General features: G+C 56.9%; 11 protein-coding genes. 7 read left to right on the top strand and 4 right to left on the bottom strand.

All coding sequences use genetic code 11. The features are described 5' to 3' along the window. The first annotated feature begins 92 nt into the window (after positions 1–92). On the top strand, positions 93–1,112 hold the full coding sequence (locus ABIE59_RS03065; protein ID WP_354444119.1) for a hypothetical protein: 1,020 nt from the start codon (positions 93–95) through the stop codon (positions 1,110–1,112). Positions 1,113–1,224: 112 nt separating this feature from the next. Here the strand turns inward: ABIE59_RS03065 and fdxA are convergent, their stop codons facing one another. Beyond that, positions 1,225–1,548: a ferredoxin FdxA gene (fdxA, locus tag ABIE59_RS03060; protein ID WP_058093108.1), complete on the bottom strand. Its 324-nt coding sequence runs from the start codon at positions 1,546–1,548 to the stop codon at positions 1,225–1,227. 163 nt (positions 1,549–1,711) lie between these two features. Next, positions 1,712–4,345 carry a DNA mismatch repair protein MutS gene (gene mutS, locus ABIE59_RS03055; RefSeq protein WP_354444117.1) on the bottom strand — a complete coding sequence of 878 codons (2,634 nt, stop codon included), beginning with the start codon at positions 4,343–4,345 and terminating at the stop codon, positions 1,712–1,714. Positions 4,346–4,448: 103 nt separating this feature from the next. Here mutS and pncC point away from each other — a divergent pair, with 103 nt between their 5' ends. The 3 genes from pncC to ABIE59_RS03040 all read left to right on the top strand — a co-directional run bounded on the left by pncC (position 4,449) and on the right by ABIE59_RS03040 (position 6,816). Next, entirely contained in the window at positions 4,449–4,949 is a 501-nt protein-coding gene (pncC, locus tag ABIE59_RS03050) for a nicotinamide-nucleotide amidase (RefSeq protein WP_354444115.1), read from the top strand. A gap of 163 nt (positions 4,950–5,112) precedes the next feature. Continuing rightward, complete coding sequence (gene recA, locus ABIE59_RS03045) at positions 5,113–6,156, top strand: recombinase RecA (RefSeq protein ID WP_286815329.1); 1,044 nt, start codon at positions 5,113–5,115, stop codon at positions 6,154–6,156. A 189-nt stretch (positions 6,157–6,345) separates the two neighbouring features. Beyond that, entirely contained in the window at positions 6,346–6,816 is a 471-nt protein-coding gene (locus ABIE59_RS03040) for a flavodoxin family protein (RefSeq protein ID WP_354444113.1), read from the top strand. On the opposite strand, the gene ABIE59_RS03035 is transcribed toward ABIE59_RS03040, so the two are convergent. Then, complete coding sequence (locus ABIE59_RS03035) at positions 6,817–7,194, bottom strand: PilZ domain-containing protein (protein ID WP_354444111.1); 378 nt, start codon at positions 7,192–7,194, stop codon at positions 6,817–6,819. Positions 7,195–7,433: 239 nt separating this feature from the next. Between ABIE59_RS03035 and ABIE59_RS03030 the strand changes: the two genes are divergently transcribed. From ABIE59_RS03030 to ABIE59_RS03020, 3 genes are read left to right on the top strand one after another with little or no spacing between them, the layout of a single operon-like run. Next, positions 7,434–9,842, top strand: coding sequence for a Lon protease family protein (locus tag ABIE59_RS03030; RefSeq protein ID WP_354444109.1), 2,409 nt, complete (start codon positions 7,434–7,436; stop codon positions 9,840–9,842). Positions 9,843–9,880: 38 nt separating this feature from the next. Further along, entirely contained in the window at positions 9,881–10,501 is a 621-nt protein-coding gene (fixJ, locus tag ABIE59_RS03025; protein WP_354444107.1) for a response regulator FixJ, read from the top strand. Positions 10,502–10,552: 51 nt separating this feature from the next. Beyond that, the gene (locus tag ABIE59_RS03020; RefSeq protein ID WP_354444105.1) at positions 10,553–12,118 is read left to right on the top strand and encodes an ATP-binding response regulator; all 1,566 of its coding nucleotides are present in this window, start codon (positions 10,553–10,555) and stop codon (positions 12,116–12,118) included. A 47-nt stretch (positions 12,119–12,165) separates the two neighbouring features. Here ABIE59_RS03020 and ABIE59_RS03015 read toward each other — a convergent pair whose 3' ends face one another. Further along, positions 12,166–13,038 carry a MaoC family dehydratase gene (locus ABIE59_RS03015; RefSeq protein ID WP_354444103.1) on the bottom strand — a complete coding sequence of 291 codons (873 nt, stop codon included), beginning with the start codon at positions 13,036–13,038 and terminating at the stop codon, positions 12,166–12,168. Positions 13,039–13,219 lie beyond the last annotated feature (181 nt).

The following is a 13,219-nucleotide window of genomic DNA, read 5'->3' as shown; positions in this document are numbered from 1 at the left end:
TCCCGGGGTAATTCCGGCGAACCCGCAACCGGCCAGTTCGTGTTAGCCTCGTTGACAACGTTCAGGATCCCAGTCAAAAGGATGTCCGGTTTATGACAAAGCAAAGCCTTGCCGATACCTTGTTGGAAGCGCACGTCAAACATGAAATGTCTGCCCTGAAAGGAGCAAAGCTGAAAAAGTTTCTCGAGAACGAGGTAGGTGAACTGCTTAATCACGCGGACAGTGTCACCCTGAACCGGCTGGTTAGTGCAGACCAGATAATGGGTGTGATTCAGCGTATCGTCGTGGACATGGAGTTGGATGCTGGCATCCCGGAGCTGGCTGCCGAAATGGCAACCGAGGTAATGAATGCGCCGGTCCAGTCTGACACAGTCCTTGGCGACATTCTCACTCGCGATCAGGCCAGTGGCTTTATCGAAGAAGCCCTGGAGCTACGCCACCAGCGTGAGCGCATTATCGCAGAAATCATGGCCCATCCGGTGTACCAGGAGCTGGTTTCCAACGTGGTATATCACGGCCTGGTCAACTACCTCTATGAAGACAATCTGATCACCCGCTCCGTACCTGGGGTTGGTTCGATGATGAAGTTTGGCAAGAAAATGGCCAACAAGGCGGTGCCGGGGTTGGACGAGACGTTTGAACGGCGCATCAAGGCCTGGCTGGCAGACAGTTTGCCGGGGTTGATTGCTCGCAGTGAGCAATTCCTGAACAAGGCGCTGTCTGATGATGAGCTGAGAGATACCGTGATGGCTGCCTGGGTGTCCCTGGAAGGCCGCACCATCGCCGAGCTTAAAGAGGGGCTGGGTGACGTGGAGTTGCAGGAGTTCGTGGTGTTGGGTTACGAGTTTTGGCTGAATTTCCGGAAAACCGGCTACTTCGAAGGCTGCGCCAGGGCCGTGGTGGAGCATCTTTTTGCCAAGTATGGCGATCGCCCGGTCATGGATCTTCTGCAGGATGTGGGAGTGACGCGAGAGGTTATTGTTACCGAAGTTGAGTCCCTGGCCCTGCCGATCGTGGAAGTGTTAGCCGAGGAGGGCTACCTGGAGGCGCTGGTGCGCCGGCGCTTGGGAGCATTCTATGGTTCTGCAGCAGCCAGGAAACTGCTGGTTTAGCCTGTCCCGATTTATACATGCCCCAGAGCCCTGCCATGCACGGGCTCAAACAAAAAGGCCGGACGAGTAACATCGTCCGGCCTTTGTGTTGCAGCGGTATCGCCCGAGGTGATCAGCGCTCCAGGTACTGAAGTTTGTTGGGCTTGCCGTCCCACTCTTCCGCATCTGGCAGAGGGTCTTTCTTCTCGGTAATATTCGGCCATTTGCCGGCCAGTTCGGCGTTAATCTCAACGAAGGCCTCCTGCCCAGCCGGCAGTTCGTCCTCAGAGAAGATGGCCTCGGCCGGACACTCGGGCTCGCACAGGGCGCAATCAATGCACTCGTCCGGGTCAATTACCAGAAAGTTGGGGCCTTCGTAGAAGCAGTCCACCGGGCAGACTTCCACGCAGTCGGTGTATTTGCACTTGATGCAGTTATCAGTAACGATAAACGCCATAGTCAGATCCCTGGTTCGTAAAGTAATCGGTCTCATCAGGAGCCCTGATGTTCCGGCCCCATCTATAATTTTGTGCGCGATATTGTAGGGAGCGCCCCCCGCAGCCGCAAGCGTTGGGCTGCTATAACCTTATTACACAGATCAAGTTTGGCCCAGTTTCCTGTTATTTTGCCAGCAAAGCTTTCAGCTCATAGAGCTGATTGAGGGCATCCCGTGGTGAAAGCCCATCAATGTCCAGTTGTTGCAAGGCGTCCTCTACAACGCTCGGCTCCGCGCTGGCAAACATATCGCCCTGAAACACCGACTCCACGGCAGCCGGTTGTTTAGCCGTTTTGGGGGCTGGTGATGGCGTTGCAGCGGCACCGCTTGTCGTTCCATTGGACGGGCCGGCGCTGCCTTCCAGATGCGCTAGCTGCGCCTTGGCATTACGAATCACATCCTGGGGCACGCCCGCCAGTTTGGCCACTTGCAGGCCATAACTCTGGCTAGCCGGGCCATCGTGCACATTGTGCAGGAAAACGATGGAGTCGTCGTGCTCGGTGGCGGTCAGGTGAACATTCACCGCATGTTCCAGGTCATCCGCCAGTTGGGTCAGTTCGAAGTAGTGGGTGGCGAACAGGGTGTAGCAGCGAATGTCCCTGGCCAGGTGCTCAGCCGTGGCCCAGGCCAGCGACAGGCCGTCAAAAGTACTGGTCCCACGGCCCACCTCATCCATCAGCACAAGGCTGTGCTCGGTGGCATTGTGCAGGATATTGGCGGTTTCGGTCATTTCCACCATAAAGGTGGAGCGGCCGCCGGCAATGTCATCGGAAGAGCCCATGCGGGTGAATATCCGGTCTACCGGCCCCAGTACCGCCCGGTTAGCAGGTACAAAGCTGCCGGTGTAGGCGAGCAGGGCTATCAACGCGGCCTGGCGCATGTAGGTGGACTTACCACCCATGTTCGGGCCGGTGATCACCAGCATGCGCCGCCTGGCGTCCATCAGCAGGTTGTTCGGTACGAAGGGCTCGTCCAGCAGTTGCTCTACCACCGGGTGGCGGCCCTCTTCCACATCAAAACCCGGCTGCTCGGTGAACTCCGGGGCGGTGAAACGCAGGCTGGTGGCCCGCTCGGCAAAGTTGCTGAGCACATCCAGTTCCGCCAGGGCCTGGGCGGCGTCCTGCAGCGGTGCCAACTGCTCGGCGACGGTTTCCAGTACGTCGTCATACAGGCCTTTTTCCCGGGCCAGGGCCCGGCTCTTGGCGCTCAGGGCCTTGTCTTCAAACTCTTTCAGTTCCGGCGTGATGAACCGCTCGGCGTTTTTCAGGGTCTGGCGGCGGATGTAGTCCACTGGCGCCTGGTCTGACTGGGCCCGGCTGATTTCGATGTAGTAACCGTGCACCCGGTTATAGCCCACTTTCAGGGTGGAAATGCCGGTGCGTTCGCGCTCGCGGGTTTCCACATCCAGCAGATACTGGCCAGCGTTCTCGCTGATGTTGCGTAGCTCGTCCAACTCCTCATCAAAGCCTTCGCGAATTACACCGCCATCCCGGATCACCACGGGCGGGTTCTCGATAATCGCCCGCTCGAGCAGGTCAGCCAGCTCCGGGTATTCGCCAATTACCGTGGCCAGCTTCACCAGGTGATGTGAGTTTACGGGCTTCAGGGCCTCCTGCAGCCCCGGTAAGGTCTGGAACGCATCCCGCAGGCGTGCGAGGTCCCGGGGACGGGCGGAACGCAGCGCGACTCGGGCCAGAATCCTCTCGATATCACCCACCTGCTTGAGCAGATCGTGGATTGGCTCGTAATGGAAGCCGTCGAGCAAAGCCGACACCGCCTGCTGGCGCTGGCGCACAACCTCCACATTCCTGAGCGGCCGGTTCAACCAGCGGCGCAGCTCACGGGCTCCCATGGCCGTGGCTGTGCGGTCCATGACCCAGGCCAGGGTGTACTGCTGGCCACCCATCAGATTGGTATCGATTTCCAGGTTGCGGCGGCTGGCGGCATCCAGGATCACCGCATCTTCCCGACGCTCGCGGGTCAGTTTGCGGATGTGGGGCAGGGCGGTACGCTGGGTTTCCCGGGCGTACTGCAGAAGGCAGCCGGCCGCGCAGATTGCCAGGTGCAGGTCTTCGCAGCCGAAACCGGTCAGGTCTTTGACCTGTAGCTGCTGAGTGATTACCCGCCGGGCGGAATCCATCTCAAACAGCCAGGGGCCTTGGCGACGAATCCCGGTGAAGCCCTCCAGCACTTCGCTGTAAGGGAAGTCCTCACTGATCAGAATCTCCGCCGGTCGAAGGCGTTGGAGCTCCCCTTGAAGAGCTTCCAGGCTCTCAAGTTCCGCGACGGCAAACCGACCACTGGAAATGTCCAGCGATGCGAATCCGAACTGCTCTTTATGGCTGAAAATTGCGACCAACAGGTTATCGCGGCGGTCTTCCAGAAACGCTTCATCGCTCAGGGTACCGGGTGTAACCACGCGCACCACCTGGCGATCAACCGGCCCCTTACTGGTGGCCGGGTCGCCAATTTGCTCAGCAATGGCGATGGATTGACCTGCGCGCACCATGCGGGCAATGTAGCCCTCAGCTGCATGGAAAGGCACTCCGGCCATGGGGATGGGGTTGCCCCCGGACTGGCCGCGGGCCGTCAGCGTAATATCCAGTAGCTCAGCTGCTTTCTTGGCGTCGTCGTAGAACAGCTCATAGAAATCGCCCATGCGATAGAACACCAGCTCGTTCGGGTGCTCCCGCTTGATCTTCAGATACTGCTGCATCATGGGGGTATGCTTGGAAAGATCGGTTTGGGCTACTGACATGAATTTGTCCGGTTGATCGTACTTTTGGGTGAAAGTCGCGATTGTAAGAAAATAATGCCCGTGATGAAACGAAGGGTTTGGCAACAGATACAGGGAGATTGTTATGCAGGCCTCTGATCAGCAACTGGAGAGCGCTGGAAATACGCTCGGCGAGTGGCTCGCCGAGCACGGAAAAACCATCGCCACTGCAGAAAGCTGCACCGGCGGCTGGGTGGCCAAAGTACTGACTGACCGGGCGGGGTCGTCTGCGTACCTGATGGCCGGGCTGGTGACCTACAGCAATGAGGCGAAACAGGCCATTCTGGGGGTTGAAGAATCGGTACTCGCCGAACATGGCGCGGTGAGCGAGCCGGTGGTTCGCCAGATGGTCGCCGGTGCCATATGCGCTGCGGGCGTTGACATAGCTGTGGCCATCAGCGGCATTGCCGGCCCAGATGGCGGCAGTGATGAAAAGCCCGTAGGCACCGTATGGTTCGCCTGGGGCACCGGCCCGGACCGCATCGAAACTAGTATGCAGTGCTTTGACGGCGACCGGGATCAGGTGCGACGCAAGTCGGTTTTGTATGTTCTGCAAGGGGTTACGGAGTTTCTGAAAACACTGTGACGTTTTTCACCCGGGCAGGGGTTGGTCTCAGCGAAGGCTTATGTTTTAATACTGTTCAAATATACAGGAAAACACTGGATGCCTCCGGTGTCATCGCTTTGAATTTCGCTGCTGTTGGCCCAATCGCGGCTCAGCGGCCCCGGCAAATGAGGGTCAGGTACCAATGGAAGATAATCGCAAGAAAGCACTCAGCGCAGCACTCGGCCAGATTGAGCGCCAGTTCGGCAAAGGTGCCGTGATGAAAATGGGCGACCAGCCCCGTGAAGCCATTCCTGCGGTATCCACTGGTTCCCTGGGGTTGGACGTAGCCCTGGGTATTGGTGGCCTGCCTTACGGCCGGATCGTCGAAATCTATGGCCCGGAAAGCTCCGGTAAAACCACACTGACCCTGCAGGTTATTGCGGAAGCCCAAAAGGCCGGAAAAACCTGCGCCTTCATTGACGCTGAGCACGCGCTCGACCCCATTTACGCGGAAAAGCTGGGCGTTAACGTAGACGACCTGCTGGTGTCCCAGCCAGACACCGGCGAACAGGCCCTGGAAATCGCCGACATGCTGGTGCGCTCCAACGCCATTGACGTGATCATCGTCGACTCCGTTGCCGCACTGACACCGAAAGCCGAAATCGAAGGCGAGATGGGCGACAGCCACGTAGGACTCCAGGCCCGCCTGATGTCCCAGGCCCTGCGTAAACTGACCGGTAACGTCAAACACGCCAACTGCCTGATGGTCTTTATCAACCAGATCCGGATGAAAATCGGCGTCATGTTCGGCAGCCCGGAAACCACCACCGGCGGTAACGCCCTGAAGTTCTACTCCTCCGTACGCTTGGACATCCGCCGCATCGGTGCTGTCAAAGAGGGCGACGAAGTGGTCGGTAACGAAACCCGCGTAAAAGTCGTCAAGAACAAGGTATCTCCGCCCTTCAAACAGGCCGAGTTCCAGATCATGTACGGCAAGGGCATCTACCACATGGCCGAAGTTCTGGATATGGGCGTAAAAGAAGGCTTCGTCGACAAATCCGGCGCCTGGTACGCCTACAACGGCGACAAAATCGGCCAGGGCAAAGCCAATGCCTGCAAGTTCCTGGAAGAGAACCTGGACATCGCCAACGAAATCGAAGCCAAGGTTCGCGACAAACTGATGCCCAAGCCGGTTAAGAAAGAAGCGGCAGAAGCGCCAGTAGAAGCAAACGGCGAGTTGCTGTAACACTTCTCTGTCGGACCGCCCTCTGCAAAGTTGGGCGGGCGGCGCAGTGGGGAGCCTTTCCGGGAATCTCGGAGGCCATGGATGGCCGGAGCGAAGCGCACATGGATGTGCTTGTAGCGTTTCCCGGAAAGGCTCCCCACTGTGCTGACCTGGCAAGATAGTTAGGTGCAGGAATAAGGTTGGAATACTATGACGATGAAAAAGCAGTTGTTAATAGTAGCCCACGCCCCATCCCCAAATACCCTGAAACTCCGGAAAGCCATAGAAACCGGCGCCCGCCACCCCGATATTGAATCCGTGGACGTAGTGGTAAAAGCCCCACTTGATGCCGGCCCCGAAGACATCCTCGCCTGCGACGCCATCATCCTCGGCACCACCGAAAACCTCGGCTACATGTCTGGCGCCCTCAAAGACTTCTTCGACCGAAGTTATTACCCCTGCCTCGAGAAAACCCAGGGCCTGCCCTTCACCTACTACATCCGCGCCGGCCACGACGGCACCGGCACTCGCCGCGCCATCGACAGCATCACCACCGGCCTTCGCTGGAAACGGGTACAGGAGCCTTTGCTATGCAGGGGAGATTACACGGATGAATTCGAGGAGCAGTGCCAGGAGCTGGGCATGTATGTGGCAGCCAGCCTGGATGCGGGCCTGATCTGATCAGCTGGCAAAACGGTTGTAGAAACCCTCAATCCGGGACAAGGCATTATCCATTGCCCGTGAATAGCCCTTTTTGTCGAGACAGTAGCTGAACTGAAGGCTGAGACGATAACCGGTCTGAAACGGCTGGCACGAGACCACACAGGCATCGACGCGGGACTCGCTGATGTATTTGCCCTCAATATCGAGGAACAGGCGAGCGCCAGAGTCTATCGGCCGAGGGCAGAGCACTGCCATACCGTAACGGTTGAGATCCAGGCAGGTTACCGCTACCGGCTGTTTTCCGCGACCAAAGAACGCCCTCTCACGGAGTTGTACCTTGAGACATGACGCCGAAAAACGATCCTTGATGCGGCGATCTGCGGAATAATTCGTCATTGTGTTGACCATCACGCGTATTGTACTTGTTGTGTCCGGAATCCGTCCGGGCATGGAAGTGTAGTAATCGACGGCCTGCCTGAAAAATGATCAAGAGGTAATTTGTGATCCAGTTGGCAAATTGCCAGGCTCCAGGCCTCATCGGATAAAAGCGGAAGTGGTACGCGACAGCTTGATGCTCAAACACTACAATGCCAGCGACAGCTAATTTTCAAAACCGAACTCAACGGGAATCAAACTTGAAGTCACTGCCCTTGCATCAGCTCTACAAAGCCTGCGTTCTCAAAGACCTGCCCTTTAAAACCACCCGGCAACTGGAGCCTCTGGCTGAGATTGTTGGTCAGAATCGTGCTCAGGAAGCGGTGCGATTTGCACTCGCCATGCCCCATGGTGGTTATAACGTGTATGCGGTAGGTCGCAACGGCTTGGGCAAGCGCACCATGATGCTCCGGTATCTGGAGCACCATGTGGACACAGAGCAGCAAAGTCATGATTGGTGTTACGTTGCCAACTTTGATGAACCGCGCAATCCCCGTTTGTTGCAACTGCCGGCAGGGATGGGGACCCAGCTCAAGCAGGACATGGACAAACTGATGTCGCGGTTGGTGAAAGTGATTCCCCAGACCTTCGACAGTGATAGCTTTCTTGAGCGTTCAGAGCAGCTCAAGAACGAATACGGCAAGAAACAGGAAGACGAGCTTGAGAAAGTCGCCAACCAGGCACGACGCAAGAAAGTCAGCCTGACGGTCACGACGCCAGGTGGTTATCGGCTGGTTGCCATGAATGGTGATGAACCCCACACCGTGGAGAGCTTCCAGGCGCTTACCGATGAGCAGCGTGACAAGTTTGAAGACACCATTAACGCCCTTGAAAAGAAACTTCGCCAAGCCCTTCGCAAGCTGGCCGATTGGGAGCAGGAGTACGCTGAGAAGCATCAGGCATTGAACCAGGAAACCCTCGAGGGCATCTCTGGCCACCAGATTGATGAGTTGGTGAAGCGTTACAACGAACAGCCAGACGTTGTTGCCTATCTGGAGGCGGTTCGCAAAGATCTGGTCGACAACCTGGATATCTTCCTTGAGGACGACGAAGAGCAGGCGGCGATTGCCTACGCCTCACTGGACAAGAAAACGCCCCGGCGCTACGTGATCAATGTGCTGGTGCACCAGAAAACCAATGAGGTGCCGGTGGTGGTGGAAGACAATCCCACCTACCACAACCTGTTCGGGTACGTGGAGAACGTCACCTTCAAAGGTACCGTGTTCACCGACTTCTCCCTGATTCGCCCGGGTAGTCTGCACAAGGCCAATGGCGGTTACCTGCTGATGGATGCCATCAAGGTGCTGGAGCAGCCCTTTGTCTGGGACGGTTTGAAGCGCGCCCTGCGTTCCCGGACCCTGCAGATCAATTCCCTGGAACGGGAACTGACGCTCTCGGGAACCATTTCCATTGAGCCGGAAGCGGTACCCCTGGATGTCAAAATCGTTTTGTTCGGCGATCGCGAAACCTGGATGTTGCTGCAGGAATACGATTCCGAGTTTGCCGAGTTGTTCCGGGTGACCGCTGATTTCGAAAACGAGATGTACCGTACTGAGGAAAGCCAGCTGCTGTATGCCAAGTTCATTGCCAGCCTGGTGGTGGAAAAGAAGCTGCTGCACTGCACCAACAAAGCGGTGGCCCGTATTATTGAACACAGCGCGCGCATGGCAGAGCATCAGAACAGGCTTTCGCTGCACGCAGCGGACATTGCGAACCTCCTGCGGGAATCCGATTTCTGGGCCCGACAGGCGGGGGCCAAGCTGATTTCGGAAGTGCACGTGGAGCGAGCGTTGGAAAGTGCCCGTTACCGCAGCAGTCGTATTCGTGACCATTTTTACGATTCCGTTCGTGATGGCTCCACTCTCGTAACCACCACTGGCACCTGCGTCGGGCAGGTGAACGCCTTGTCGGTGCTGTCGACTGGCGGTTTCGAGTTTGGTTTGTCCAACCGGGTAACGGCAACCTGCTATTATGGTGATGGCGGTGTTATGGACATCGAGCGGGATGTCAAACTCGGCGGTAATATCCACTCCAAGGGCGTGATGATTCTCAGCTCCTGGCTGGCCTCACATTTTGCGGTCAATGACCCGATGCACCTGTCGGCCAGTCTTACCTTCGAGCAGAACTATGGTGAAGTAGATGGAGACAGCGCCTCCCTGGCCGAGCTTTGCGCATTGATCTCGGCCCTGTCTGGTATTCCGGTGCGGCAGGATCTGGCGATTACCGGTTCGGTAAACCAGTTTGGCGAGGTGCAGCCGATTGGCGGCGTGAACGAAAAAGTCGAAGGCTTTTATGCCACCTGTGAGCTGAAAGGTGGCCTGACTGGTTCCCAGGGAGTGATTATTCCGGTCACTAACGTACAGAACCTGATGCTGGACAGCGAGGTGGTCAAGGCATCGAAGGCGGGCAAGTTTGCCGTATATCCGGTTGCCCGAGTGGAAGAGGCCATTACACTGTTACTTGGCAAGCCGGCCGGCAAGGCCGATGACAAAGGCAGGTACCCCAAGCAGAGCGTTTTTGGCATTATCCAGCAACGACTTGAAAAAATGCGGGAACATGAACGGCAGGAACATGCCAGAGACGATCACAAAGATCCGTCCATCCACTGACCGGCCCGATAATAAAACGGACAGGAGAAAACAGATCCATGACTGATATCCAGCAGACTGTGTACGTGGTAGAGGACGACGAGGCCGTCCGCGATTCACTGGAATTGTTGCTGAAATCCGACGGCAAGCCGGTGAAAACCTATGAAAGCGCTGGCGCCTTTCTGGCGGACTATTCCGACCAGATGGCGGGCTGCATTGTGCTGGATATCCGTATGCCGGGTATGGACGGCATGGAGCTGCAGAAGAAACTCAACGACAAGCATTCCATTCTGCCGATCATCTTTGTGACCGGTCACGGCGATGTGCCCATGGCGGTTGATGCCATGAAGGAAGGTGCTGTCGATTTCATCCAGAAGCCCTATCGCGAAGAAGCGCTGTTGGAAAAGATCGAGGCGGCGCTGGAACAGGATCGCGACCAGCGTAAATCCCTGGATGAACGCCAGGAGATTGTTCGCCGGGTGAAGAGTCTTACCCCCCGTGAACGGGAAATCATGGATCGCATGATTGCCGGCCAGGCCAACAAGGTGATTGCCATCGAGCTTGAGATCAGCCAGCGCACCGTTGAGATTCACCGGTCCCGCGTTATGCACAAGATGGGCACCCATTCATTGGCACATCTGGTGCGCATGGTTCTGTCCGTAAAGGAACTTATCGACTAGGTCTGTCGGTATCGTCATCATACAATGACGTTTTTAACCGGCCATGTTTCTATGACTGAAGTTGTCAGTGAGAACTCCGAGGTGACGGTTCTGCTGGTTGATGACAATCCGCAGAACCTGAAAGTCCTCTACGAGACCCTGAAAGACAAAGGCTACCGGCTTCTGATCGCCAACGAAGGCGAGAAAGCGCTGGACCTTGCCCACCGCCATCATCCGGAAGTGATTCTGCTGGACATCATGATGCCGGAAATGGACGGCTATGAGGTATGTGAGCGCCTGAAAGCCGACCCCGAAACTTCAGACTGCGCTGTCGTCTTCCTGTCTGCCCTGGATGACCTGCAGGCCAAGGTAAAAGGCTTCAGTCTGGGTGGTGCAGACTACATCTCCAAGCCATTCCAGTCGCTGGAAGTCATTGCCAGGGTTAAAACCCACGCTCAGGTGATTCGTCTGGAGCGGGAACTCCAGGCCCGGAACCGGGAACTTCAGAGCGATCAGACGCGCATCCTGAACTCAATCAGTGAAGGTATCTACGGCCTGGACGAGAATGGCATCATCGAGTTTGCCAACCCCGCCGCTGCCATGATTATGGGCTGTCCGGCGGAAGATCTGATTGGCAAAAGTTTCTTCGATCTACACTTTTCAACGGCGGCAGAGTGCCAGGACAGCCTGCCGGTGATGGCCACCTGCCGGCAAGGGGTCGCGGAAAGCCAGCGTGATATCCGGCTGCTGCGTGCCGATGGCAGCGGCTTCCCTGCAGAGTACCGTTCCACGCCCAAGCTGGATGATGGTGAGTTGCACGGCGCGGTGGTTGTGTTCCGTGACATTTCCGTGGAACTGGATAATGAACGGGCTCTGGAAGAGGCCCGGACACTGGTTCAGGAACAGCGGGATCAACTGGCCCATACATCTCGCCTGACCACTATGGGCGAAATGGCCGCGGGGTTTGCCCATGAAGTTAATCAGCCACTGACCGCTATCACCAACTATGCCCGGGTGTCCAAGCGCATGATGGCGAAGGAGCAGCCAGATCTTGAGTTGCTTCAGGAAACCCTCGACAAAATCGAAGCGCAGTCGCACCGGGCCAGTGAGATCATTCGTCGCATTCGCCGATTCATGAAAAAGCCCGCCACTGGCAAAGAGGTGTTATCGGTTCTGGTGCTCCTGGAAGATACCCGGCAGTTTGCCGAAGTGGATATGAGGAACAACGAAGGCGGCATTGAAGTGCGCGTAGAGGACGATCTGCCCGAAGTGCTGGCAGATCCGATACAGGTTCAGCAAGTGGCCCTTAACCTGATTCGGAATGCTCTTGAAGCCACTCGTAGTGCCGAGTCATCGACGCCGGTTGAGGTCAGTGCCCGCCGCTGTGGCGATCAGTGTGTACGCATCGAGGTGCTCGATCACGGTGTAGGTGTGCCAGAGGATGCCGAGGAAAAGCTGTTTCATCCGTTCTACACCACCAAGGACGAAGGTATGGGTATTGGCCTGGCTACCTGTCGATCCCTGATTCAGGCCCAGGGCGGCGAAATTGGTTATGAGCGTCCGGAAGCGGGCGGTGCCTGCTTTTATTTCACCCTGCCTGTTGCACACGCTGAAGGCCAGCCCTGCGCTGCAGATTGAATATCGATCTGGCGGTGAGCGGCCAGATCGATTCGTTTATCCCACTTCTACAGCCACTCAATACGACCACTCAGGTGAGGCGCATCGCCCGTGCTGTTCAGTAGTTGATAATCCCAGGTGTCGCTGGTGGTCTGCCAGTTCAGTTGGGCTATACCGGGCAGAAACAGGGGTTTCTTGAACTGACAGCTCACACGAACCAGGCCCGATTGCCAGCCCTCTTGCTGTTCCAGTATTGACAGTGCCCGGGCTTTGCTCCACATGCCATGGGCAATGGCCCGTGGGAAGCCAAAGGCTTTGGCACTCAATGCGTGCATGTGAATCGGGTTGCGGTCCCCTGATACCTGCCCATACCGTCGCCCAAGGTTTTCCGGTGCCGTGATGGACTCGCTGAACGGATAGGTGTCGAGTTTGGGTGGTTGTGCTTTAGCCTTGCCGCGCTCAGTATTGGCCATCCGAAACAGGTTGGTGCTTATTTCCTCCCAGATCAGCCGGCCTGCCGAGCGAGCCTCTGTAATCAGATCAAATTCGATACCGCGCCCCGTGCTCTGCTGATTGCCCAGCGTTACTCTGATATCCAGGTTTTCGCCGGTCTGGATTGGGCGGTGCTGGGTGATGGTGTTGCGCAGATGCACCAGGCCTAGCAAGGGCAATGGAAACCGTTTGTCAGTCAGCAGTTTCAGGTGCAGCGGGAAAGCCAGGATGTGGGGCCAGGTTATGGGCAGGGTGGAACCGGGCTTGAATCCGCACACGCTGATATAGCGGGACAACATCGGTGTGTCGGTAGCCACCCCCAGCAGCTCGGCCCGCAACTCCGGAATCTCTGTGTTGGCGCCGGGCTTGTGTGATTTTGGCAGCAGCGCCCGGCCGAACATGGGCAGTAGCGCTGGTGGCGTGCTGCGGTAAATCAGTGGTTCTGTCATTGTGCTCGTCTCCCTCATCGGCCAGGCTGGCCGGATAATTTCCCGTGAATCAGTAACGTAATTACCGATTTTCTCTACATTCTGGTACAACTGTGCGTCTGTGGCCTGATATGCTCTAATATAAGACGAAAGTCGTGGCGGCCTCGCAGTCTGGCAAACCCGTCCAGATCGGGCATTGACC

The organism is Marinobacter sp. MBR-99 (assembly GCF_040547575.1).
GTDB lineage: Bacteria > Pseudomonadota > Gammaproteobacteria > Pseudomonadales > Oleiphilaceae > Marinobacter.
The sequence above is the reverse complement of the archived record's forward strand: the minus strand, read 5'-3'. Positions and strand labels throughout refer to the sequence as shown.